The sequence below is a fragment of the Streptomyces sp. DSM 40750 genome (assembly GCF_024612035.1).
GTDB lineage: Bacteria > Actinomycetota > Actinomycetes > Streptomycetales > Streptomycetaceae > Streptomyces.
In genome coordinates this window covers 11,465,484-11,488,929 of the sequence record NZ_CP102513.1, presented here as the reverse complement: position 1 = coordinate 11,488,929, position 23,446 = coordinate 11,465,484, and the positions used below count along the sequence as shown (strand labels likewise).

The window sequence follows — 23,446 nt, the reverse complement described above, 5'->3', positions numbered from 1 at the left end:
CGTGTCTCGTTCAGCCGGACCTGAGCGGGGCGCTATGTCCCGACTCGCGGGAGCATGGTTACTACGCGCGGCCTGGAGCGGGCCGGTGCGGCGCAGCACGGGTTCTTCGTCTGAGCCGCCGACCTGGAGGACGAGCTCATCCGTGCGCGCGGCCCGAACCGGTTCACGGAGCCGGTCCGGGCCAAGGGCGACGAACGCCCCCTGCGCACGTTGCTGAACCAGCCCGCCCAGCAGGGCCGCACCGCCCAGTAGCAGCTGCGACTTCTTCGGTACGACATCGGGACGGAAGATCCATTACGGCAGGGTCCTCGTCGAAGCCCCGGCACCGGATCGCGTACCCGCACCGCTGGACGGCCTGCTCAACGGCTACTGCCCCAGCCCGGATCCAGAGCGGATCAGTACCGCCGTAGCACCGCTCGGCGCCGCCGTCGGCTCCGCCACGCCATGGCCCCGCCCACCACCACCAGGCCCGCGGTCAGAGCGGTGAGGAGGGCTGTCGTGGCGACGCTGATGGCGCTGGCTCCGTCGCCCTGGGCCTTGGTCGTGGCGGACGACGGGACGAGGTCCTGGCCGAACGCCGATGCCTCGGAGGTGCTGCCGCCCAGCCAGGTGGTGCCGGTGTCCCGGTAATCCGTCACCTGGGCACGGGAGTTGGCGGCCGTGCCCGGCATCCCCGGCGCCTCCTTGGTGAACTGGGCCCGGCTGATGTCCTGTTTCGGTGACTTGGAGAAGTCGACGCCGCCGACGGTGTACGTGTAGATCCAATTACCGGACCGGCGCTCGAACTTGTAGTCTCCCTCGTTGAACGACTTCAGGTAGCGCTGATAAGTGTCCTGCTCCGACCAGTTCTTGTCCTGGCGCAGCGGCCAGCGGGAGACGTCGTCGCTGCCGATGATGTCGTGGTACGGCCCCGGCGTCACCTCGTCCTGCTGTGCGACCCACTCCGCGGCGACCCTGCTGGCATAGACGCGGCGCAGATCGGCGTACTCCGGCGCGGTGTTGACCCGCTTCTCGACCACCGGGCGGATCATCGTCTCCACGAGCCGCTGGTCGTGCTCGAGCTGCGCCGTCGTCTTCCGGCACTGATCGCCGGGAATGACGCCCTCGTACGGCACCGAGTTGACCTTCAGCGGGGCGTCGAGGATATAGATGCCGCCGTCCTGCTCGCGGACCTTGGCGGTGTCCGGCACGATCCAGTTCCGGATCACCGGCATGCACGGCTGGCCGCCGACGCGGCTGAGGGCGTTCCAGAACCGGGCGCCCAGTGCGGTCTTGGGGTTCACCGTCTTCGCGAAGTCGTGCTTCATGGCAAGGTCCGCTTCGAGCAGCACGCGCCCCGCGTCGGTCTTCGCGAACGTGCTGTCCATGATCTGGTCCGGCTGGGTGGGGTTGAGGTTCACCCAGAACTTGTCCGGCGTGAGCGCCAGCCAGGTGAAGAACGCGTCCGAGGCGAGGTGCGCCTTCGCCATGCCGCCCCAGGAGGGGTTGGTGTCCTCGTCCGGGTTCTGGGCGGCCTTGAAGGAGTAGTCCAGGCCCTTGCCGTCCTTGGATGTGCCCACGTAACTGAGCTGGAGGGTGGAGAAGTCCACACCGCCCGGGCTGCTCGACTCGCCTTCCGCGTCCACAAGTTGCTGTTGGTTCGCGCGTGCCTCCGCCTCGGTGTCGGCGGAGCCGCGGATCGCGTTGACGCCGTCCCCGGCGGAGGGGGCGGTCTTCGCGTCCGGGGTGAAGAGTTCGAGATCCTCCGGGGCCGTGTTCTCCTTGTTCGGCGTGAACTCCGGTATCGCGGCCGCCCTGTGCACATGGACCTTGATCCCGGCCGCCTCCAGCTCGGCGACCGTCTCCGCGGTCGGCTCTCTGCCGAAGACGTACCGCACGTCCCAGCCCTGCTCGACCAGCTTCTTGTCCTCCCCCAGCTGCCCGTTCTTGTAAACCCCGTCCGACTTCACCTCGATCAGGATCTTCCGCGTGGCATTGACGAAGTCGCCCCTGCGTTTGGCACCGGGGATCTTCTGCTCGCACTGCCACTCCGAGCCGCCGATACCGAAGTCCTCGGCGACCTTCTTGTGGAAGGCGTCGCCGCGCCGACCGATGACTTCGTTGCCGATGTACTGATTGATCAGCCACGTCCGGAAGCTGCCGCTCCAGGGCCTCTTGCCAGTGGTCTGGTTGCGGTTCCAGGCGGCGTAGGCCCGCTCCGGGGAGTCCAGCGCGAGACCCTCGGTGTCATCGCCGTACTTCTCCAGCAGCTCGTCCGGATCCATACCAGGCGGCAGGTCGATGCCCGAGACGGCGCGCTTGGGATTCGGGTACGTGTACCTGCGGTTCTCGTCGGGCGGCGAGCCGTTGGGATACTTGTCGGACCCCGGGAGGTCGTTGTAGTCCGGGTTTTTGTCCGGTGTCCCGAAAGTCTCCGAGCACGGCCCCGACTTGGGGCTGGCCAGCGCCGCCTGCTGCAGCGCGGGCAGCCCTCCGGCGAATAACCCCACACCGACTGTGAGCACGGCCACGCGTGTCGCGATCCAGTTCCTCGTCCTCATTGCGTGTCCCCCTAGGGGCCTGAACGACCCTTCACGCAGCGGTGCGGCCCCGTGACATGACACCACCAAACAACACTCTAATGGCTAAATGGGTCCTATATTGTACCAATATGGTGAAGCCTGATCGTCAATTGGCTTGTGTCACACACGAGTTGGCCGTCGTACGAGGTGGTCGGGCGTCACGGCCACCGACGCCGCCTACAGTGGCGTCCATGACCGAGATGCACCCGGAACTGGCAGCATGGCTCGCCCGTCAGGAGGCGGACTTCCCGGCCTGGGCGGAGGCGACCGGCACACCGGAGACGTGGGACTTCTCCCCCGCCTCACTCGACGCCCTTGAGGCACTGATCCGTGAACGGTACGCCGACACACGTGCCATCAACGCCGCCCGGCACAGCACGTTCGTCCAGGTCGCCGTCTGGTACGTCGGCGAGATCGCCCGGCGCGTCAACAACGGCGCCGCCTGGCACTACCTCCCCGCGGACCCCGCGGCTCTCCCCGGGGCCCCCGGGTCGCCGCAGAGCGTCTGGACCAGAACCCCCCGCGTCGCGCAGGGAGCCGAGGTCGAGACCCCCTGCATGTTCCCCCTCAACGCCCTCCGCGCCCTCCTCGTGGAACCGGATGAGGACGACGACGAGGAGATGGCCGCCGAGTGGGGCGGACCGCTGCGCGATGCGCTGATCCTGAAGGCGTAGCGCGCTGATCCGGGAGGCGTAGTGCGCCGATTTTGGAGACGTAGGAGCGAGGCCCTAGGGGCACCGCCGTGGCGTACTGCTCGGGCATCGCCCACCGGTAGACCATCCCCAGCATGCTCATGCGCTGGTTCCACGTAGCCGCCCCCAGACGCAGCTCAGGGTCTCCGTGGCCCGATCCACCGCATACGTACTCAGCAGAGCCTTCAGCCGGTCCCGGGTATCGAAGACCTCGACCCCGTGCAGCTGGGCTGCCACGATCCAGTCCCGCAGGGTCCGTGCGTACGTCCCCCACGACGACGGAGCCGGGCAGTGCTCCGTCGGCGCAGCCGCAACCACTCGTTGGCCACCGCCGTCGCGCACACCCCTGCCGTTTTCGAACAAAACGTCTTCGTCGACAAGGAACGCCATCCCCTCGGGAATCGTCGGCTTCCCCGACAGCCCCAGGACTCCCAGCTCTCACTTGAGTAGAACACCAGCTCCACGCCCCGACCGTACAAACAAGACACAGCCCACCGCACCCCACAAGTGCGTTCGAGCGCTAGCCCCATACCCCTGATGAGATGAGCGGTGCGGGAAGCCCTTCGGGGGCGGCGCGGCCGGACCGCATCGACGGCGGGTAGCCCTGCCGGTCGACCGACTCCGTGATGTAGCGGACGATGGCCGCCTGGCGGCTCGTCAGCTCTCCCTCGGCGGTCCGGGGGCCCGGGGGACGGCCACGGCGGGCGGGCGCGCTGTTCTCCATCACGGTCACCTCCATACAAGATCCTCGCGGAAAGCGACCCTAACCTGCCATCCGGCGCAAATGGAACACCGTTGCGATCAGCCCCGCAGGCAGTCAGATGGGGTCGTTTTTGACCACGACCGTGCGCAGCGGGCTACTGAAGACCGGCGGGCCTGGCTGAGCGCGCATCTGGCTGCCCAGATCTACGAGTACGTGTCCCGGCTGACGGCCGACCCCCATCTGGACGGCTGGCTGCGCGACCTGGACATCGCACAGCGGCGGTTCACGGGCAGCGGGGACATCTCCGGGGCACTGCAGGAGCTGGGGCGCCAGCTGGAGATGGGATCGGAGGTGGCCGAGGTGGCTACGTTCATGAGAACGGACAGCAGATGTTCACCACTTCGGGAGGCGCCACAGGACACCGAGGATTCGAACGCTGCCTGAGTCTCGGCCCGAGAGGCGGCCGCCGAGGTCTGGCAGGCGGTGCGTGGCCGCCTACCGGCCGATGCCCATGCGAGCGTTGCCGCGATGTTCCCGTCGCCCCCGCCGACTGAGGCGACAGCCGGTACCCGTTCGCGCTGGAGCCGGGTCTCCACGTCGTGGCGATGCTCCGGCCCCTTCAGCGGACGAAAAACACGTTGGCCGGCCGATGCCGAGCTGCGACGATGCCCCTGTTTCCAAGCGGAGGACATTTGTTCGTTTTCGTGTGTGCGGGGTGCGGCGCCAGGCTGACCACCCCGCTGTCCCAGGTTGCCCTGCCGGTCCACGCCCATCAGAAGTACGGGAACGGGCTTCAGCTCCCGGTGCTCATGAAGTCGGGCACGTTCGCCGTGGACCCGGAGCCCTGGGGGCCGCCGTGGCGGACGTGGGAGCAGATCGATCCGGACGAGGCGGCGGCCCGCGGCATCTACGCGCCGGTCTGCCACCTGTCCGACGGCGCGCCCGGCGCGATCGTCGTCGCACCCGGAGATACCCGGGGCACCGTGCTGATCCCGGAGAAGGGCGGCGGTTACTGCTGCGGCCTCGACGGAACCGATGGCCCCAACATGGCCTGCGAGACGTGTGGCCTGCCCGTGGCGAGCCGGATCGATGACTGCTCGCTATGGCAGGCGGTGTGGCTCGCCCCGAACGCCGTGCGCGGCCGCCTCGTCGACAACGCCGACGCCGCACCGCTTTCCTGGGCGGAGCTGATGGCGGAGGGGAAGGGCACGCCCCCGTTCGAGCCGATCGCCACGTGGGGATCGCGGCTGGGGCCGAACCACTGGTGGTCCTGGAGCCCGCAGTGGGAGGCGGCGGCCGGCCGGGCGCTCGCCCACCTGCTGGCGGCCTCGGAGGGCCGGCCGGTGACGGTCCCGGACGGCCTGATCGCGGAAGTGTTCCAGCGCGCCCTCGACGCCCTGCTGCCCGCAGGTCCGCCGACGCGGCGCGCCGGCATGGCCGGACCGGGACGGCCCACTCCCGACACGGACGCCGACATCCTCCTCGTGCCGACCCATCCGCAGACGGGGGAGACCTGGACCCCGGCCACCTCGGCATACCCGGTGCCGCTGCCGTTCGGGGTGTGGCTGTGGCTGGCCTTCCCCGACCCGTACCTACCCGTCCCCGCGTCGGGCGGCATGCCCGACGGTGTCCTCCGCGACGACCCACCCGCGCCGCGCCCCCGTCACCTGTTCCGGGCTGATCCGGGAGCGTTCCAGCACACTCTTGTCCGGCTGCCGACCGTCCGCAGCCCGTGGCTGCGGGAGATCCTCGAAAATCTCACGCAGCACATGCGCGCCCGCATCTTCTAGCCAGCCGACAGAAGGCGTCGACACCAATCTCCGACCCATCCGGTGACCGTGCCGCCGCAATCGAACAGTGCCAGACAGCGGTGAACCGGGCCATTTCGCCTTGCTGGTTCCGGCCGGCGGCTGCTTCGGAGCGGCCTCCAAGATCGCGCTCAAGGAGTAGGTCATCGCAACGCCGTGTCTGCGGCGCTCAACCTGGGAAGCGAATTCCGCATGACTGAACCCGCTAGCATGAGCCCGAATCTCGGCGGACGCGTCACAGGCGCAGCCGGACTGCCCCGGACTGGTCTCGCGGCGCTGCTGGCCGCCGCCGACCTGCCAGGGGAGATAGAGCTACCCTCCGGTGCGATCGTGGCGGTCGGCGTGGGCGAGCCGAGATATCGGGTGACATTCCGCTCGGAAGACGCTTTGCGTACGCCGCTCACCGAGATAGCGATCGGCCAGGCCTTCGTGTCGGGCGACATTGATGTCGAAGGTGACCTGGCTGCCTTGTTCCGTGTCCGCGCCGCGCTGCGGGAGCAGGTGCCGATGCGGCAGCGGCTGCGGTTCCTGTACGACTTCATGCGCTCACCCCTCAAGATGAACAAGCAGGCTGTCACCGCGCACTACAGCCGTGGCGATGACTTCTACCTCACGTTCATCGACAAGCGGTTCCGCTTCTACTCGCAGGGCCTTTTCCAGCACCCTGGCGAGACGATCGAGCAAGCGTCCGAGCACAAGCTCGAAACCATGCTCGCCGCACTGGACCTTCAGCCAGGCGCCAGGCTGCTCGACATCGGCGGGGGCTGGGGCGGCGTCACCCAATACTGCGGCGAACGCGGCGTGCACGTCACGACGCTCACGCTCGCAGAGGACTCCGCCAACCACATCCGGGCATTGCTCGCCGACAACAACCTGCCCGGCGAGGTGCTGCTGGAGGACTTCCTCACCCATCGCCCATCGCAGCCGTACGACCATGCCGTGATCTACGGCGTGATCGAGCACCTCCCGGACTACCGCAGATTCGCCGCGAAAGCGTGGGACGTGCTGAAGCCCGGTGGACGCCTCTACCTCGACGCCTCCGCGTCCATCCAGAAGTTCTCGGTGAGCTCGTTCACCCGCGACCACATCTGGGGCGGCAGGCACACATACATGACGCTCCAAGACGTCATCACCGAGATGCTCTACCACGGCTTCGAGGTGCTGGACGTGACCAGGGAGACCCGCGACTACGAGCTGACGATGCTGGAGTGGGCGAAACGCCTCGACGCCGCAAAAGACGACATCATCGCGAGATGGGGCGAGAAGACCTACCGGGCGTTCCGGCTCTTCCTGTGGGGCGGCACACACGCGTTCAATGTCAACGCGCTGCAGGCCTACCACCTCGTCGTCGAACGTACCGTCGATCCCGGTCCCCGACCGTCCCGCCTCCGCAGGCTCGTGGAGTTCCTGGCAGGCCTGCGCTGAAGCAACGCGTGGCCCGGCAGCACCTTCACTGCCGGGTCACGCCGACGGTCCGGATGGGGACGCTTCGACCCGCAGGAGCAGCAGGTCGAACACGGGGCCCCCGGGGGAATTCGTGTAGGGCCCGGCGTACTGGTAGCCGAGCCGGGCGTAGAGGTCCTGGCCGCGGTTGTTGGAGGGCAGGGCGAGAAGGCTGGACCAGCGGGGGTTGACGGCCTTGAGGAGTTCCGTGTGCAGGCGGATGCCGATGCCCTGGGCCTGCCAGGGCGGGCGGACGGCGAGTTCGCACAGGCCCATCAGCCGTTCCGTGCGCGCTCCTTCGGGTACCTGGTCGACCAGGTCCGCGCCGAACCAGTACGCGGCGGTGCAGGGGAAGGCGTAGCCGAAGCCGACGGCTGTTCCGCCGACGTAGGCGGCGACCATGGTGAAGCCCTGCCAGCGGAGGTGGCCGGTGATCTGGCGGTGGAGCGCGGGTACGGACAGGCCGGCCGTCTCGGCTCCGGGGGTCCCAACGAGTTCGGGGTGGGCGTCGGCCCAGATGTCGCTCACCAGGTCGATCATCGGTGGGACCTGTCCGGGGCCGTAGGTACGGATCACCACGTCGGTCCGCGTGCGCGGGGTGGTCGCCTCCTCCTCAGCCTGCTTGGGTCGTCGTTCGGTAGGCCTCCAGCCAGTCGGCCACCGCCGGGACGGCGGCGTGCCGCTGCAGTGCGCTCTCCACGTCCGCGAGCTGTTGCAGCAGACGGTCGGAGCGCACATCGGGCAGGTAGGCCAGGACGCGTCCGGCGGCTTCGGCCGCGGCCTCCGGCTCCGGACGGTCCCTGAGCGCATGCTGAACGGCGATGTCGGCGGTGTACAGGGCGCGGTTGCGGGCGAACGCGTCGCCGAAGAGCAGCACGGCCTGTTCCGCGCCGGCCGCCGCGCGCTCGTGCTGGGCGAGATCGGCGCGGGCGAGGGCTTCGACGCTTCGGATAGCCCGTCCCAGTGGCTCTAGCCGTCGGCGCCGAGAGTGGTCGAGTGCACGCTGATCTGCGACTTCGTGGCCCGGATCTCGACCAGTTGGCGAGGACCGACCTTGCGTGCCGGGACGGAGTGGAGGTTGCCGTCGAAGGCGACGAGGCAGTCCTTGCCGACCAGCATCTCCGCCCATCCGACGCCGCCTCCTTGCTCCGTCGTCCGATCGGCTGCCCTCGCCGGCGAATCGGGCCACGGGCCTGCCTGACCGGACAGGTCGAGTCCCGAGGCTCGCGGGCCGGAGGATCACCTCAGGTCTTGGCGTGCCGGGCGTCGGCGGGGTGACCGGCGACGAGGAGTGGCCAGGTCAGTTCGGCCATCTCGGCCGGCGTGCGGGGGCGATCACGCTGGAGCCAGTCGGTGGCCACACCGAGGAGCGCGCCGGCCGTGAACGCGGCGGGTACGTCGTGCGGGATGTCCGCCGTCACGACACCGGCCGGCGCGGCACCGGAGTTCACGCGTACGGCGACGTGGACGGTGGTGGAGATGCGACTGCGGATGTGATCGATGACGCGGGCGCTGCCCTGGGGTCCCAGCAGGCTGCGGTAGAGGCCCGCGTGGTCGGCGAGGTTCTCGAAGAACGCCATGAGTGAACTGGCGGGGTCCGCGTCCGACTCGGCCGAGGTGGAGTCGAGGGCGGGGACGGACTCGATCAGGGTGTCGATCGTCGAGGTACAGGCGGCTTCGGCCAGTTCATGCACGTCCCGGTAGTGGTCGTAGAACGTCGTGCGGTTCACCCCGGCGCGTTCGGCCACGTCGGCGACGCTGATCTGCCCCAGCTCCTGTTCCTCGACGAGCTGGATCAATGCGCCCTGCAGGGCAGCGTGCGTGCGGCGCACGCGTCGGTCGCCCACAGGGGTGCTCTGTCTTGTCGTGGCCATGAGCCCATCCTACCTAGCCGACACATGTTGGTTTACCGACGAGCGTCGGCTAACGTGCTTCTCGGGAGTGCTTCAGCCGACCCAGAGAGGAAACCGCCGTGAAGATGAATGTCGCCGTGGACGAACCCAAGTGCGTGGCCGCCGGGCAGTGCGTCCTGATCGCGCCCGAGGTCTTCGACCAGCGTGAGGAGGACGGCGTGGTCGTGCTGCTCGACGGGACGCCCGATCCGGTGCTGCACCCGGTCGTGCGTGAGTCGGCCCTGGCCTGCCCTGCCGCCGCCATCCATGTGACGACGTCATGAGTCGCACCGTGCTGGTCGGCGCGTCGGCGGGCGGGCTGGCCACGGCGGAGGCGCTGCGCCGGGCGGGACATCAGGGGGAGATCACGCTCGTCGGTGACGAGCCGCACCTTCCATACGACCGCCCGCCGCTGTCCAAGCAGATCCTCAAAGGGGAGTGGAAGCCGGACCGGCTCGCCCTGCGCGGGCGGGCGGACATCGACGCGCTCGATCTGGACCTGCGACTGGGGGTGCGGGCGACCGGGCTGGACATGGCCGCGCGCACGCTTCTGCTGGCGGACGGCACTTGGCTGCCGTACGAGTCTCTTGTCGTGGCGACCGGCATACGAGCCCGTCCGCTGCCCGGGGCCGAGCAGGTGGCCGGGGTGCACACACTGCGTACCCTGACCGACGCGCTGGCGTTGAAGGCCCGCTTGAGCGCGGGCCGGCGGCTGGTGATCGTCGGCGCCGGGTTCCTGGGTGCCGAGGTGGCCGCCGTCGCGCGTGGGCTCGGCGTGGACGTGACCCTGCTGGAAGCCGACGCGGTACCGATGGCGCAGGCGGTCGGTGAGGAGCCCGGGTGGTTCCTGTCGCAACTCCACCGTGACCATGGCGTCCGACTGCGCACGGGCGCGGCGGTGAGCGAAGTGCTCAGCGTCGGTGGCGAGGTCGCCGGTGTCGCGCTGGCCGACGGAAGCGAGATGCCCGCCGACGACGTCCTGGTCGCCATTGGTTCATTGCCCAACACCGAATGGCTGGCCGGAAGCGGGCTCGCTCTCGGCGACGGGCTCGTGTGCGACGAATTCAGTGCCGCCGCACCCGGTGTGTACGGCGTGGGAGACGTGGCCTGCTGGCACAACCCGCTCTTCGGCACGAAGATGCGCGTCGAGCACCGCACCAACGCCGGCGAGCAGGCCCTCACCGTCGCCCACAACCTGCTCAACCCGGACGCGCCACGGCCGTTCGCCCCCGTACCGTACTTCTGGTCGGACCAGTACGACACCAGAGTCCAGGCGTACGGCTATCTGCGCGACCACGACGAAGCACTCGTCCTGGAAAGCGATGTCACAGCGCGGCAGTTCCTTGTGGCCTACCGCCGGGGAGACCGGCTCACCGGCGTGCTCGCCATGGGCAAGTCACCCAAGATCCTGCGCGCCTGGCGGGCCCTCATCGCCTCCGGCGCGGCCTGGGAAGCGGCCGTCACCGACACCGCCGCCGCGTGACCGCATCCGCGGGCCGGCGGCGCCGACCGGGTGGGGCGTCGCCGCCGAGCGAGCCAGTGACACCCCACCCGCCAGCCTTCGAAGTCGTCCACACCCCTCAAGCCCTTCATGCCTTTTCAAGGAGAGATCCATGACTACGACGACCAATACGACCGACCCGGTCGACCACACCGGCCTCCCGCCGTTCCCGGGAGTACGGTCCGGGCGCTGCCCCTTCGATCCGCCGGCCGACTACGCCAACTGGCGTGAGGGCGAGGGCCTGCGGCGGGCGCTGTGGCGCGGCCAGCCGATGTGGGTCGTGAGCCGGTTCGCCGACATCCGCGAGGTTCTCAGCGACCCGCGGCTCAGCGCGGACGACCGTACGCCCGGCTTTCCCGTCCCGTCCAACGCCGGGCCCGAGACGGCCCAGCCCTTCATACGCATGGACGGCCCGGAACACATCCGGTTGCGCCGGATGCTCACCGGCGAGTTCATGGTGAAGCGGATGGAGCGGCTGCGCCCGCTGATCCAGGAGCAGGCCGATCACTTCCTTGAGCAGATGATCAGCCAGGGGCAGCCGGCGGATCTGGTGAGCGCCTACGCATTCCCGATTCCGTCCATGGTCATCTCACTCATGCTCGGCGTGCCCTACGAGGACCACGCGTTCTTCCAGGAGCACAGCGCCACCATCATCACGGCCGACGCCTCGGACAAGGAGAAGCGCGCCGCGACCGTGGCACTGGCCGGCTACATGTACGAGCTGGTGGCGCGCAGGGAGCGCGAGCCGGAGGACGACCTGATCAGCCGGCAGATCCAGCGGGTCGCCGCCGGGGAGATCAGCCGCGACACCGTGGTCGTCAACGCCAACACGCTGTTGGTCGCCGGGCACGAGACGACGGCCAACATGATCGCCCTCGGCACCCTGGCCCTGCTGGAGAACCCTGACCAGCTCGCTCGGATCCGTGACACGGATGACTCCGACGTCGTGGCGAACGCGGTCGAGGAACTGCTGCGGTACCTGACCATCGTCCAGGACGCGATCTACCGCGTCGCCACCGAGGACGTGACCATCGGCGGGCAGCTCGTCCGGGCCGGCGAAGCCGTGGCCGTGAACCTGCCCGCCGGGAACCGCGACTCGACATTCTCCGCCGACCCCGACACCTTCGACCCCGACCGCAACACCAGCGGCCACCTCGCCTTCGGCTACGGCGCCCACCAGTGCCTCGGTCAGCCTCTGGCCCGGGTCGAGCTGCAGATCGCGCTGCCCGCGCTGCTGCGCCGGCTGCCGGACCTCCGGCTGGCGGTGCCGCTGGAGCAGATCGAGTTCCGGAACAACACCCTCACCTACGGACCCCACCGACTGCCGGTCGCCTGGTGACCAGCACCGTGTCAGGCAGGTGAACAGGCCGAGGGGAGCACCGCCGACGGGACGGAGGCTTGCATGTCCGGTACCGTCGGCGGCTGTTCACGCCGTGCCCGGCGTCAGAGCGCGGGGATGGCGGACGCGGCCCGGCTGTCGGCGTTTCGGGCCTTGATCCGGGCCAGTCCCAGCTGGGGGTCCTGAGCTTCCATGAAGCGGGGACCGTACGCGCCATGGGGGCAGGATCTCTTCGACTCGGGTGAGATCGTCGGAGCTGAGTGTGAGGTCAGCGGCACGACGTTCTCCTCGACACGCCTGGCATTGCGGCTGCCGGGAATCGACACGATGTAGTCCTGTTGCATGAGGAGCCAGGCGAGCAAGAGCTGTGCCACGGTGGAGCCCTTGGACTCCGCCAGCGCCTGCAACTGGTTGACGGCTTCGAGGTTCTTCTCGAAGTTGCCCGGTTGCCAGCGCGGGGTCCGTCGTCCGCACGTCGTCGGAGGTGTACTCCTGGGCGGACTTGACGTTGCCGGTGAGGAATCCGCGGCCGAGGGGCTGGTAGGCCGCCAACCCGATGCCGAGCTCTCCGAGCGTGGGAACAGTTTCTCGCCCTCCCGCTGGAAGAGGGAGTACCCGGTCTGCACCACGGAGAGACGGGCTGTACGGCGTGAGCGCGGCGGATCGTGGTCGGGCTTGCCTGTGATGAGTTCGTGGACCGCGCGCCACCGACAGTGCCGCCTGCCGAATCCGCGGGACCACCTGAATCCGCACCACGCGTCCTGGCCACGCAGTCTGACCTGCGGGACAGTGGATCGTCCGCGTTCCACGACGAGTGCTGGCCTTGCCGTGGTCGTCCTGGGCCCGTCAGCCCGCCGCATTGGCGCTGGGCGATGGCCGACCACATGAGAGCCGGCCGCCGACGCACCCGCCGTTGCGGACCCGTACGTCAAATTGACGGCGCACCAGATCTGCAGCCAGCCCTCTCACCGATCGTGCACGAGTTCACCGGGACGCTGCTCGGATCAGATCGGTCGTACGAGGCCGGTGTCGTAGGCGAAGATCACCGCCTGGACACGGTCGCGGGCGTCGATCTTGGGGAGGATGCGGCTGATGTGGGACTTGACGGTGGATTCGGCGAGGTGGAGGCGTTCGGCGATCTCCGAGTTGGTCCAGCCGGTGGCGATGGCGGTGAGGACTTCTCGTTCGCGCTGAGTGAGGTCGGCGAGCCGGCGCTGCTGTTGTGGGCTGTTGCCGGGGAAGCGGTGGCCGAAGGTGTCGATGAGCTTGCGGGTCAGGCCCGGGGAGATGACGGCGTCGCCGGCGGCCACCGCGCGGACTCCGGCGACGAGTTCGTCGGGGTGGGCGTCCTTGAGCAGGAAGCCGCTGGCACCGGCGCGCAGGGCGTCGTAGGCGTATTCGTCGAGGTCGAAGGTGGTCAGGACAAGGACCCGGGAGCGGCCGCCGGACTCGATGACGCGGCGGGTGGCCTCGATGCCGTCCATGCCGGGCATGCGGACGTCCATCAGGACCACGTCGGGCCGGAGTTCGGCGGTCATGCGGACGCCTTCGCTGCCGTTGGTGGCCTCGCCGACGACCGTCATGTCGGGCTGGGCCTCCAGGAGCATGCTGAAGCCCATTCGCTGCAGGGCCTGGTCGTCGACGATGAGCACGGTGGTCATGCGGAGTGCCTCTCCGGGGAGGGTGGATTGGGGACGAGGAGCGCCTGGACGGTCCAGCCGCCACGGTCGTTGGGGCCGGCGGTGACGTCGCCGTCGTAGAGGGCGGCGCGTTCACGCATGCCGACCAGGCCCCGGCCGCCCCCGGTGCGGGGCCGGTGCTCTGCTCGCCGGGCGCGGGCCGGGCCTGTGTCGTCGACGGTGACGCGTACGGCACCGGGGCCGGCGGTGATGCGGAGGTGGACCGTCGTGTCGGAGGCGGCGTACTTGACGGTGTTGGTCAGGGCCTCCTGGACGATGCGGTAGATCGACAGTTGGAGGCCGGGCGTCATGCCGGTGAGGTCGCCTCGGGAGTCCAGGATGACGGTGGGGCCTGCTGCGCGAACGCGCTCCAGCAGTGCGTCGAGGTCGGCGAGGCCGGGCTGTGGGGCCAGCGGGGCGTCGTGGGGCCGGCCGTCGTCCTCGCTGATGACGGAGAGCAGGCGCCGCAGTTCGGCGAGGGCCTGGCGGCCGGTGTCGCCGATGATGCGGAGGGTCTGGGTGCCACGTTCGGGTTTGGTGGCGGCGAGCGCGGCGGCGCCGTCGGCGAGGCCGACGATGACGGCGAGGGTGTGGCCGAGGATGTCGTGCATCTCGCGGGAGACGCGGGCACGTTCCTGCGCGACGGCGAGGTGGGCCTGACGGTCGCGCTCCTTGCGCAGCGCGACGACGTAGGCGTGGGCCAGCCGGGTGAGCAGCCCCAGCAGGGCGAAGGCCATCAGACCGGCCACCGCCATCGGGCTCACGACCTCTGGACGGGTCGCGAACTCCAGCTGACGGCCTTGCCAGAAGACGACGGCCCAGGCGACCAGTTGGGCGGTGGCCACGCCTATGGCGATGACCAACTGCCGTGGGGTGCAGTAGCGGCCGACATTGAACAGGGCCACGACCCGTGCGGTCTCGGCGCCCGTCAGCACCCCCAGCGGAAGGGTTGCCACGGCGACGGCGGTGACGACCACGTAGACCAGCATGGGGTGGCGTTCCCGCCACAGCAGGGGAACGCAGAACGCGACCAGGAGGACCAACTGCAGCGGGACGGGGGCGGTGTTGTAGGGGTTGGCCAAGGAGCTCACGCCGAGTCCTGCGCAGAAGACCGGGACGCCCCAGTGGCGGACCCAGGAGTGGGCCCGGTCGGCTCGCCGCCATCTCGCGAGCTTGGAGAGCACTGAGACGATCACACGCTGCTCGGGGTCCCCGGTCAGGGTCTTCAGGACCTGGAGGTCGTCCGGGTCTACGGGGTGAGCGCGGGCGCTCGGTGCGTTCACGGTGTTTGTCTCCACGAGATGTCGGAGCCGCCCGCCGGTCCGCGGGGGAACCGGACCGACGGGCGGGGCTGGCGAGACGGCCGGGGGCAGCCGTTTTCCGTCACTTCCTCCAGGGAAGTTTCATCATTGATGTCCTCATTGTCGGTTCCTGCTGCTGGGGCGTGTCGACGCCGGCGGTCGTCGCGTCGTCGCCGCGTCGGCCGCGCCGCTTGAGCCAGGACGGTCCTCGTACCCGGCCGCGGGTATGCCGGGCAGGCGCGGGAGCCTCGGCCTCTTTGCCGTTGTCGACGCCGGTGAGGGCCGGGGCGGCGCTGTATTCGGCCGGGCTCGCAGAGAGCCCCGGTCCGGCGCCCACCAGGGCCGCCGCGCCCACCAGCTCGGGGTGCGGCCGCTCGGTGTCGACCGGCGCGGTGTCCAGCGCCCGGGGAAGCTTCTCGCCTTCCACGTCCACGTCGGGCAGGACGCGGTCCAGCCACTTGGGCAGGGCCCAGGCGCGGCGGCCGAGCAGGGCCATGACGGCCGGAACGATGGTCATGCGCACCACGAAGGCGTCGAAGAACACGGCGGCGGCGAGTCCGAGGCCGATCTGTTTGATCAGATCCATGTCGTCGAGGACGAGGAAGAACCCGGCGAACACGGCGATCATGATGACCGCGGAGGCGGTGACGATCCGGGCGCTGTGCCGGAAGCCTGCGACGATCGCCTGTGTCGGGCGGGCCCCGCGGGTGTACTCCTCGCGCATGCGGGTGACGAGGAGGAGCTCGTGGTTCATGGAGAGTCCGAAGAGGACGCTGATCAGCAGGATGGGCAGGAGGCCGTTGAGGGGTGAGGTCTGGTCGAGTCCGAACCAGCCCCACTGGAAGACGCAGACCAGGAAGCCCAGGGTGGCGGCGATGCTGAGCATGAAGCCCAGGGCGGCCTTGAGCGGGATCGCGATCGAGCGGTAGAGCAGCAGGAGCAGGAGCATCGCCAGGCCGATGACGACGGCGAGATAGGGGATCGCGGCGTCGGCAAGTTTGGTGGAGACGTCGACATCGACGGCGGTCGCGCCGGTGACCATCACGTCGGCGTTCGTGTCGGCGTGCAGTTCGGTACCACGATCGCGGATCTCGGAGATCAGGTCCTTGGTGGCCCGGCTGGTCGGGGAACTGTCCGGAACGACGCTGATCAGCGCGACATCGCCGGCGGGGTTGAATACGGCGCCGTGGACGTCGGCGACGTCGTCCATCCGGTTCAGCAGTGTCGTGGCCTCGTCTGCGGCCGCCGTGGGGGCGTCGCTGTCGCGGGCGTCGACGACCACGGTCAGCGGGCCGTTGAAGCCCGGCCCGAAGCCCTCGCTCAGGGTGTCGTAGGCGACGCGCTGGGTGCTGCCGGACGCCTTCACGCCGTCGTCGGGCATGGCCAGGCGCAGGGATGCGGCGGGGAGAGCGAGCAGGCCGAGACCGATCACCGACGCGACGAGGACCTTGACCGGACGGCGGGTGACGAACTTCGCCCACCGCACACCCATGGCCTCGCCCTCGCCACGCTCCTGTGCCTTCATCCGTCGGGTCTGCAGGTTGTTCTTCATGATCTGCGGCCCGGCGAGGCCGAGGGCGGCGGGGAGGAGGGTCAGCGCGACCAGTACGCCGACTGCGACGGCGAAGGCGCAGGCCAGGCCCAGTGAGGTGAGCGCGGGGACGCCGATGACGCTCAGCCCGAGCAGTGCGATAGTCACGGTCAGGCCGCCGAAGACGACCGCGGGGCCGGCGGTGCCCAGAGCGCGCCCCGCCGCTTCCTCGGGGTCGCGGCCGGCGCGGATCTCGTCGCGGTAGCGGAAGACGACGAACAGTGCGTAGTCGACGGCGACGGCGATCCCCAGCATCAGCGCCAGGGCGGTCGCCCCGGAGGCGACGTCCCAGATCCGGGTGGCGACAGTGATCGAGAAGAGGCTCACCAGGACGCCGACTCCCGCGGTGAGCTGAGGCAGGCCGGAAGCGACCAGGGAGCCGAAGGTGATCATCAGTACGATGCCGGCGATGGAGGTGCCGAGCGTCTGGGTCAGCATGCCGGGGGCCTCGCCCCTGACCGCGTCGCCGCCCAGGCTCACGGTCAGGCCGGCCTTCTCGCCCTGATCGACGACCGCCTTCTGGACGTCATGGGCGGCGTCGCTGACGTCGCCCTGGGCGACCTTGTAGGTGACCCCGGCAAAGCCGATGGTGCCGGACCGGCTGATCTGCCCGCTGCCGAAGGGGTCGGTGACGGTTGCGACCTGCGGTGACTTCTCCAGCTTCGCGACCAGGGACTCGATCTGCGTCCTGTTGGCGTCGGAGGCCAGCTTCTGCCCGCTCGGCGCCTCGAAGACGACCCGTGCGGTGGCGCCGTCGGCCGAGGCCTGCGGGAACTGTTTCTCCAGCAGGTCGATCGCCTTCTGTGACTGTGCTCCCGGAACGCTGACGCTGTCCGGGGCGGCACCGGAGGAGGCCGCGGCGCCGATGCCGACGGCGGCCAGGGTCACGAGCCAGAGCACCAGGACGAGACGTCCCCGCCGGAATGAGAACCGGCCGAGCCGGTGGAGGAAGGTGGCCACGGAGTACCCCCAGGGAGGAAGAGACATGGCGTCAACTGGGGCCCCAGTGGCCCGCCATCCCAAGCTAGGAGCGGCCTTGCGCGCTCCCGACCCCCTGCGGACGGAATCCCTCAGGGCCGGTTAGTCCTGCGGGACCAATGGCGCTCTCGTCCTCGGAACGCGGTCGGCGAGCACAAGGCGTGACCCCGCAGTGATACTTGTCCGTCTCATGTTGAGATAGTAGCGTCTCATTCAGAGACGGGGATGTCGCATCATTCAGGACAGGAGCTGTGTCATGAGAGGTCTCAACGGAAAGCGCATCATCGTCGCCGGAGGTGCGTCCGGGATCGGCGCGGCCACCGCCGAGCGGCTCGCGGCCGAGGGCGCGGCGGTCGTGGTCGGCGACATCAACATCGACGCGGCCGAAGCCACCGCCAAGCGCCTCATCGATACCGGCGCAACCGCTCTCGCCGTCGAGTTCGACCTCGGCGACGAGCGTTCGATAGGCGCCCTCGTCGACACCGCCGTCACCCAGCTCGGCGGAGTCGACGGCCTCTACAACGTCGCCGCCGACCTGTCCATGGACACGCTGGGGCGCGACGGCGACCTGCTTGCCACGGACCCGGCCGTATGGCGGCGCACCCTCGAAGTGAACCTGATCGGCTATGCGCTCACCAGCCGCGCGGTCCTTCCCCTGCTGCTCGAACAAGGCGCCGGCGCCATCGTGAACACCTCCTCCGCGTCCGCGCATGCCGGCGACCACATACGTGCGGCGTACCAGACCAGCAAGGCAGGGGTCAACGCACTCACCAGGCACATCGCCTCCCGGTGGGGCAAGCAGGGCATCCGCTGCAACTCCGTGTCACCCGGACTCGTCGTGACCGAATCCGCGCAGAAGATGGCCCAGAACGCGGCAACCATGGCCATGGCGCAGCAGGCCATGCCCAGCACCCGCTTCGGCAAGCCGGAAGACCTGGCCGGCGCAGTGGCATTCCTCCTCTCCGACGACGGCGAGTGGATCAACGGGCAGGTCTGGTCGGTCAACGGCGGCGGACTGCTCCGTGAATGAGAGAGCACGGTATGACCCCCCAGGGAGGTCGGCTTCCCCAGCCACGCCGGCCGCGCCCTCGTACGCTCCGGGCAGTCCGATCAACAACATGCCCAGGTCGGCTGCTCCGGCTCGCTCCGTCACCGTAGGATTGATGCCTATGCCCCGCTCGCCTCACACCGACGACATGCCCGGCCCTCGCACGCAGGCGCGGCGCTACGTGCTGTCGGCGGCGGCTACGGCACTCGCCGAGAACCCCGGCGCGAGCATGACGGAGATCGCCTCCGCGTCCGGCATCGGACGGGCCACGATGTACCGGTGGTTCGCCACCCGCGAGCAACTCGTCGAGGCGATCCACGCCCATGTCGTCGCCGAGGTGGACGAGTTGATGGCGCGGCGCCTGCGCGAGAGCGGCCCCGCCCTCGACGTACTGCTCCGACTGAGCGGCGACATCATGGCCTTCGGTGACCGCTACCGGTTCCTGATCGCCTCCAGCGACAGACGGCAGAACCTGACCAACACGGTCGAGTTCAAGAAGTACGTCGCCGACCGCCAGCAGGCCGGCGAACTGCGCGGCGACCTGTCGCCCGAGTGGCTGGTCGCGGCCTACGGCGGGCTCGTCGTCGCCGCACTCGACCAGCTCGACGAGCAGCGACTCGGCAGCGCCGCGGTCGGTGACGAGCTGGCCCGCACCATCGTCGCGGCCTTCTCACGCGAAACGCAGTGACCCGCGCAGGAGCGTGACGGCCGCTCCTCGCTCTTGCGGCCAGCCATCATGGCTGCCGGTGACCGGGCGCCACCTCCCCGAGCTGTGGCGGGTGTCGCCGACGGGCGACGTCACGCCTCCAGGAATGCACTCCGAGCACGATGCAGTGCGAACGAGCAGGCGGCCCTTTAGTACCGCAGGACTAATCGGCCCCGCCGGGTTCCGCCCGCAGGGGGCTGAAAGCGCGGAAAACCGCCCCTAGTTTGAGATCACAGGTCGACATCAGACCCGCATATACCCACGAGGCGTGGACAGCCGACGACCGCTGCAGCGCCGGAAAAGACAAGGAGTAGTGCAATGAAGGGACTCAACGGAAAGCGCATCGTCGTCGCCGGAGGTGCGTCCGGGATCGGCGCGGCCACCGCCGAGCGGCTCGCGGCCGAGGGCGCGGCGGTCGTGGTCGGTGACGTCAACATCGACGCGGCCGAGGCCACCGCCAAGCGCCTCACCGATACCGGCGCAACGGCTCTCGCAGTCGAGTTCGACCTCGCCGATGAACGTTCGGTACGTGCACTCGTCGACACCGCCGTCTCCCAACTCGGCGGAGCCGACGGCCTCTACAACGTCGCCGCCGACGTCTCGGCGGAGACCCTGGGCCGTGACGGCGACCTGCTCGACATGGACCCGGCCGTATGGCGGCGCACCCTGGAAGTGAACCTGATCGGCTTCGCGCTCACCAGCCGCGCGGTCCTTCCCCTGCTGCTGGAACAAGGCGGCGGCGCCATCGTCAACACCTCCTCCCTCGCCGCGCACGTGGGCGACCACCAGCGCGCGGCGTACCAGACAAGCAAGGCGGGAATCAACGCACTCACCCGGCACATCGCCTCCCGCTGGGGCAAGCAGGGCATCCGCTGCAACTGCGTGTCCCCCGGAGTCGTCCTGACCGAATCCGCACAGAAGATGGCTCTGAGCCCGGAGGCGCTGGAGTTCACCCGCATGACGCTTCCCAGCACCCGCTTCGGCAAGCCGGAAGACCTGGCCGGCATCGTGGCGTTCCTCCTGTCCGATGACGGCGAGTGGATCAACGGGCAGGTCTGGTCGGTCAACGGCGGCGCGATGCTCCGCGAGTAACAGCCGGAAACACTCGACGGCTTCCCGCCCTCACCACACAGCCGCACGCCCGGCACCACAGGACATCGGCTCGGCCGTCCGGGGTCGGTGCGCCAGGTGACCGCGGGGCGGGCGGGATCCGTGGCGGGTGATGCCGCAGCTTTCCGGTCCGGGGCCGGGCCGCATCCTCCTACCGTCACTGGCGCGAGCACGGATCGACGGCAGAGATCCTTCCTACGAAGCGACCGACAGCAGCTACGCCAAAACCCCACGCCAGCGTCAGGTGCGCGCCTTTGGGGGTAAGACCCCCCTGGCGTGGCCGCGGCAAAGGCGCGGGACCCGCCCCTCTGCAGGTTCGGTGAACAGCTGGCGAAACTGCCGCCGGTGGTGTGGCTGCTGGGCGCGGTCGCCTTCATCATGGGCACCAGTGAGCTCATCGTGGCCGGGCTGCTGCCGGAGATCTCCGGCGACCTCGACGTGAGCGTGTCCAGCGTCGGCCTGCTGATCACCGTCTTCGCGATCGGCATGATGGTCGGCGCGCCCGCGATGTCCATGGCGACCCTGCGTCTGCCCCGCCGCCCGGCGATGGTCGCCGCGCTGCTGGTGTTCGCCGCCGGCCACGTCGTCGGCGCACTCAGCACCAGCCTGCCGCTCGCGCTGGCGGGCCGGTTCGCCGCGGCGCTGAGCAACGGCACGTTCTGGGCCGTGGGCGCGGTGGTCGCGACCGCCGCCGCCGGACCGGCGGCCAGTACCCGCGCCATGGGTGTGATGGTCGGCGGTGCGACGCTCGCCAACATCGTCGGCGTCCCGCTCGGCACCGCCGCCGGCCAGCTGGGCGGCTGGCGGGGCCCCTGCTGGGTCCTCGCTGTCCTCGCTGTGGCCGCTGCCGCGGTGATCGCCCGTCAGCTGCTCGCCGACAGCGGCGACGGTGACAGTTCCCTGCGCGACGAACTGAGCTCGCTCCGGCGCCCGCGCCTGTGGCTGGTGTACCTGGCCATCGCTCTCGTGCAGGGCGGCATGATGGCCGCCTACAACTACGTCGCCCCGCGTCCTCCGACATCCCGGACGCGGCATGGCAGGCAGCGGGCGACATCTTCACCACCGCGCTGCGCCTGGGCGGCACCCTCACCGGCGAGCACGGAGTGGGCACGCTCAAGCGGCGCTGGGTCGCTCAGGAACTCGGATCCGAGCAGCACGCACCGCAGCAGCGCATCAAGGCTGCTTTCGACCCGCACCACATCCTCAACCCCGGCAAAGCCCTCTGACGACCGTTCCCGCCCCTCCCAGGAGATCGCCCATGTCCACCGTCCTCTCCGTCTCCGGAAGCCCCTCCCCCACCTCTCGCACCGCACGGCTGCTGCGTCACCTGGACGCCCGGCTCACGGCCCAGGGGACGACGTGATCCCCCTCGATGTCCGCACCCTTCCGGTCGAAGCCCTGCTGCACGCGGACTTCGAGCACCCGGACATCGTCCGCGCCATCGAGCACTTCCGGGGTGCCGACGGCGTCGTCGTCGGCACCCCGGTCTACAAGGCCGCGTACTCCGGGCTGCTGAAGTCGTTGCTCGATCTGCTTCCGCAGCACGCGCTGGAAGGCAAGACTGTGCTGCCGCTGGCCACCGGCGGCAGCACGGCACACGTTCTGGCGATCGACTACGGACTGCGCCCGGTACTCGCCTTCATGAGCCCCGCGCACATCACGCCCGGCTGGTTCGTCCTGGACAAACACATCGACGTGCGGGAGGACGGCGGTGTCCTCGTGGAGCCCACCGCACGGGAGGCACTCGAACGGGTCGCCGATCAGTTCTCCGCCGCGCTCGGCGGACGGGTGGGTCTGGAGGCGGTGGCGTGAGCGCCAGGAGCCCGCGAAGGGGACTTGGACCGCAGGCCGGGCAGCTGCGTCCGCGAGCGTAGCCCGAGTCCACAGTCCCTGGGTGGCGAAGTGCGACAGGACGTTCTCGCCGAACCAGAACGCCTCCTCCAAGTGCGGGTAACCCGAGAGCACGAACTCGTCGATGCCGAGCCGGTGGTACTCGGCGATCCGTTCGGCGACCTCGGTGTGGCTGCCGACCAGTGCCGTGCCGGCTCCGCCGCGCACCAGACCGATGCCGGCCCACAGGTTGGGGTGGATCTCAAGGCCGTCGCGGCCGCCGCCGTGCAGAGCGAGCATCCGCTTCTGCCCCTCGGACTCGCTGCGCGCGAGCCCGGCCTGTACGGCGGCGACAGTCTCGGAGTCGAAGCCGTCGAGGAATCGCTGTGCCTCGGCCCACGCCTGCTCGGCGGTGTCGCGTGTGATGACATGGAGGCGGATACCGAAGCGGATGTTCCGCCCCTCTTTCTCGGCCAGGGTCCGGATCCAGGCGATCTTCTCGGCGACGGCGGCGGGCGGCTCGCCCCAGGTGAGAGCAGACGACTTGACGGCTGTCGTCGTTGGTGGGCAGGAACCAGTGGAAGGCGAGGCTCACTTCAGGCTCACGCCTTTCGCTCCGTCGGCGGACACGGTCAAGCTGCTCGTCCGGCAGCAGTCGGCAAGGCCGTACGGCTGCCGAGGGCTTCGGAGAACTGATCGACGATCTGGGCGAGGGCCTCGGCCGAGCCCGGCGCGACCGTCAGGGTGCCGTCGTCGCCCACCGCGATGTCCTTGTCGAGCGTGAACCAACCCTGGACGATGTGCGCGGCGCCCATGGAACTGAGCACCGGGCGAAGGGCGTAGTCGATCGCCAGGACGTGCGCCGTGGTCCCGCCGGTCGCCAGCGGCAGCACCGTCTTGCCGGACAGGGCGTACTGCGGCAGCAGGTCCAGCAGGGACTTCAGCAGCCCGGAGTAGGCGGCCTTGTAGACAGGTGTGCCGATCACGATCCCGTCGGCGCGGTCGAACAGGGCGGTCGCCTCGGCGATCGCCGGGTGCCTGAAGTCGGCGCCGAGCAGGGCCTCGGCGGGGATGGTGCGGACGTCCAGGGGGATCACCTCGTGTCCCTGGGCCGTGAGCCGCCGGTCCAGGTGGCGCAGCAGCCGGGCGGTACGGGAGGTGGCGGAGGGGCTTCCGGAGACGGACAGGACGGTGGCCATGGTGGACCCTTCGGAACGTGAGGTTTTCGTGGGACAGGCGCGGGGCCGGGTACCGCGGCGCGGAC

Annotated in this window: 22 protein-coding genes and 4 pseudogenes; 14 read left to right on the top strand and 12 right to left on the bottom strand. The window is 69.5% G+C overall.

What is annotated here, in order from left to right:
* Positions 1 to 32 precede the first annotated feature (32 nt).
* A pseudogene (locus JIX55_RS50505) lies at positions 33 to 487 on the top strand (hypothetical protein); the annotation flags it as partial.
* Here the strand turns inward: JIX55_RS50505 and JIX55_RS50500 are convergent.
* Positions 396 to 2,540 carry a hypothetical protein gene (locus JIX55_RS50500; protein ID WP_257561180.1) on the bottom strand — a complete coding sequence of 715 codons (2,145 nt, stop codon included), beginning with the start codon at positions 2,538 to 2,540 and terminating at the stop codon, positions 396 to 398. The pseudogene JIX55_RS50505 and the gene JIX55_RS50500 sit on opposite strands and share 92 nt — an antisense overlap.
* 212 nt (positions 2,541 to 2,752) lie before the next feature.
* Between JIX55_RS50500 and JIX55_RS50495 the strand changes: the two genes are divergently transcribed.
* Entirely contained in the window at positions 2,753 to 3,235 is a 483-nt protein-coding gene (locus tag JIX55_RS50495) for a hypothetical protein (RefSeq protein ID WP_257569163.1), read from the top strand.
* Positions 3,236 to 3,773: 538 nt separating this feature from the next.
* On the opposite strand, the gene JIX55_RS50490 is transcribed toward JIX55_RS50495, so the two are convergent.
* The gene (locus JIX55_RS50490) at positions 3,774 to 3,992 is read right to left on the bottom strand and encodes a hypothetical protein (RefSeq protein WP_257561183.1); all 219 of its coding nucleotides are present in this window, start codon (positions 3,990 to 3,992) and stop codon (positions 3,774 to 3,776) included.
* Positions 3,993 to 4,169: 177 nt separating this feature from the next.
* Between JIX55_RS50490 and JIX55_RS50485 the strand changes: the two genes are divergently transcribed.
* The 3 genes from JIX55_RS50485 (at position 4,170) to JIX55_RS50475 (ending at position 7,189) form a co-directional block, all read left to right on the top strand.
* Complete coding sequence (locus JIX55_RS50485) at positions 4,170 to 4,400, top strand: hypothetical protein (RefSeq protein WP_257561184.1); 231 nt, start codon at positions 4,170 to 4,172, stop codon at positions 4,398 to 4,400.
* A gap of 248 nt (positions 4,401 to 4,648) precedes the next feature.
* Positions 4,649 to 5,746, top strand: coding sequence for a hypothetical protein (locus JIX55_RS50480; RefSeq protein ID WP_257561185.1), 1,098 nt, complete (start codon positions 4,649 to 4,651; stop codon positions 5,744 to 5,746).
* Positions 5,747 to 5,920: 174 nt separating this feature from the next.
* Positions 5,921 to 7,189, top strand: a complete 1,269-nt coding sequence (locus JIX55_RS50475; protein WP_257561186.1) for a class I SAM-dependent methyltransferase — start codon at positions 5,921 to 5,923, stop codon at positions 7,187 to 7,189.
* A gap of 36 nt (positions 7,190 to 7,225) precedes the next feature.
* Here JIX55_RS50475 and JIX55_RS50470 read toward each other — a convergent pair whose 3' ends face one another.
* From JIX55_RS50470 to JIX55_RS50455, 4 genes are all read right to left on the bottom strand, one after another.
* Positions 7,226 to 7,786: a GNAT family N-acetyltransferase gene (locus JIX55_RS50470; protein WP_257561187.1), complete on the bottom strand. Its 561-nt coding sequence runs from the start codon at positions 7,784 to 7,786 to the stop codon at positions 7,226 to 7,228.
* A gap of 34 nt (positions 7,787 to 7,820) precedes the next feature.
* Positions 7,821 to 8,084 carry a hypothetical protein gene (locus JIX55_RS50465; RefSeq protein WP_257561188.1) on the bottom strand — a complete coding sequence of 88 codons (264 nt, stop codon included), beginning with the start codon at positions 8,082 to 8,084 and terminating at the stop codon, positions 7,821 to 7,823.
* Between the two features lie 92 nt (positions 8,085 to 8,176).
* Positions 8,177 to 8,326 (bottom strand): Mu transposase domain-containing protein, encoded by a 150-nt coding sequence (locus JIX55_RS50460; RefSeq protein ID WP_443046304.1) that lies wholly within the window; start codon positions 8,324 to 8,326, stop codon positions 8,177 to 8,179.
* A gap of 125 nt (positions 8,327 to 8,451) precedes the next feature.
* Positions 8,452 to 9,081: a TetR/AcrR family transcriptional regulator gene (locus JIX55_RS50455; protein ID WP_257561189.1), complete on the bottom strand. Its 630-nt coding sequence runs from the start codon at positions 9,079 to 9,081 to the stop codon at positions 8,452 to 8,454.
* A 104-nt stretch (positions 9,082 to 9,185) separates the two neighbouring features.
* On the opposite strand from JIX55_RS50455, the gene JIX55_RS50450 reads away from it, so the two are divergent.
* From JIX55_RS50450 to JIX55_RS50440, 3 genes are all read left to right on the top strand, one after another.
* Positions 9,186 to 9,383 (top strand): ferredoxin, encoded by a 198-nt coding sequence (locus JIX55_RS50450; RefSeq protein ID WP_257569167.1) that lies wholly within the window; start codon positions 9,186 to 9,188, stop codon positions 9,381 to 9,383.
* Complete coding sequence (locus JIX55_RS50445; protein WP_257561190.1) at positions 9,380 to 10,582, top strand: NAD(P)/FAD-dependent oxidoreductase; 1,203 nt, start codon at positions 9,380 to 9,382, stop codon at positions 10,580 to 10,582. Before JIX55_RS50450 ends, JIX55_RS50445 begins: the two co-directional genes overlap by 4 nt.
* A 130-nt stretch (positions 10,583 to 10,712) precedes the next feature.
* Entirely contained in the window at positions 10,713 to 11,939 is a 1,227-nt protein-coding gene (locus tag JIX55_RS50440) for a cytochrome P450 (protein WP_257561191.1), read from the top strand.
* A gap of 104 nt (positions 11,940 to 12,043) precedes the next feature.
* Here the strand turns inward: JIX55_RS50440 and JIX55_RS50435 are convergent, their stop codons facing one another.
* The 4 genes from JIX55_RS50435 to JIX55_RS50420 all read right to left on the bottom strand — a co-directional run bounded on the left by JIX55_RS50435 (position 12,044) and on the right by JIX55_RS50420 (position 17,470).
* The gene (locus JIX55_RS50435) at positions 12,044 to 12,799 is read right to left on the bottom strand and encodes an aldo/keto reductase (protein ID WP_257561192.1); all 756 of its coding nucleotides are present in this window, start codon (positions 12,797 to 12,799) and stop codon (positions 12,044 to 12,046) included.
* Between the two features lie 144 nt (positions 12,800 to 12,943).
* Positions 12,944 to 13,600 carry a response regulator gene (locus JIX55_RS50430; protein ID WP_257561193.1) on the bottom strand — a complete coding sequence of 219 codons (657 nt, stop codon included), beginning with the start codon at positions 13,598 to 13,600 and terminating at the stop codon, positions 12,944 to 12,946.
* Positions 13,597 to 14,901, bottom strand: a complete 1,305-nt coding sequence (locus JIX55_RS50425) for a sensor histidine kinase (protein WP_257561194.1) — start codon at positions 14,899 to 14,901, stop codon at positions 13,597 to 13,599. The genes JIX55_RS50430 and JIX55_RS50425 overlap by 4 nt, the downstream gene beginning before the upstream one ends.
* Before the next feature lie 100 nt (positions 14,902 to 15,001).
* Positions 15,002 to 17,470 carry an MMPL family transporter gene (locus JIX55_RS50420; protein ID WP_257569168.1) on the bottom strand — a complete coding sequence of 823 codons (2,469 nt, stop codon included), beginning with the start codon at positions 17,468 to 17,470 and terminating at the stop codon, positions 15,002 to 15,004.
* 274 nt (positions 17,471 to 17,744) lie between these two features.
* On the opposite strand from JIX55_RS50420, the gene JIX55_RS50415 reads away from it, so the two are divergent.
* From JIX55_RS50415 to ssuE (JIX55_RS50390), 6 genes and pseudogenes are all read left to right on the top strand, one after another.
* Entirely contained in the window at positions 17,745 to 18,518 is a 774-nt protein-coding gene (locus tag JIX55_RS50415; protein ID WP_257561195.1) for an SDR family NAD(P)-dependent oxidoreductase, read from the top strand.
* Positions 18,519 to 18,657: 139 nt separating this feature from the next.
* Complete coding sequence (locus JIX55_RS50410; RefSeq protein WP_257561196.1) at positions 18,658 to 19,224, top strand: TetR/AcrR family transcriptional regulator; 567 nt, start codon at positions 18,658 to 18,660, stop codon at positions 19,222 to 19,224.
* A 336-nt stretch (positions 19,225 to 19,560) separates the two neighbouring features.
* Complete coding sequence (locus JIX55_RS50405) at positions 19,561 to 20,334, top strand: SDR family NAD(P)-dependent oxidoreductase (protein ID WP_257561197.1); 774 nt, start codon at positions 19,561 to 19,563, stop codon at positions 20,332 to 20,334.
* Positions 20,335 to 20,628: 294 nt separating this feature from the next.
* Positions 20,629 to 21,342 (top strand): annotated as a pseudogene (locus tag JIX55_RS50400) (MFS transporter); the annotation flags it as partial.
* Positions 21,291 to 21,578 carry an FAD-binding oxidoreductase gene (locus JIX55_RS50395; RefSeq protein WP_443046307.1) on the top strand — a complete coding sequence of 96 codons (288 nt, stop codon included), beginning with the start codon at positions 21,291 to 21,293 and terminating at the stop codon, positions 21,576 to 21,578. The pseudogene JIX55_RS50400 and the gene JIX55_RS50395, both read left to right, overlap by 52 nt.
* Before the next feature lie 32 nt (positions 21,579 to 21,610).
* Positions 21,611 to 22,164 (top strand): annotated as a pseudogene (gene ssuE / locus JIX55_RS50390) (NADPH-dependent FMN reductase).
* A gap of 12 nt (positions 22,165 to 22,176) precedes the next feature.
* Here the strand turns inward: ssuE (JIX55_RS50390) and JIX55_RS50385 are convergent.
* A pseudogene (locus JIX55_RS50385) lies at positions 22,177 to 22,716 on the bottom strand (LLM class flavin-dependent oxidoreductase); the annotation flags it as partial.
* Between the two features lie 98 nt (positions 22,717 to 22,814).
* Entirely contained in the window at positions 22,815 to 23,381 is a 567-nt protein-coding gene (gene ssuE / locus JIX55_RS50380) for an NADPH-dependent FMN reductase (protein WP_257561198.1), read from the bottom strand.
* Positions 23,382 to 23,446 lie beyond the last annotated feature (65 nt).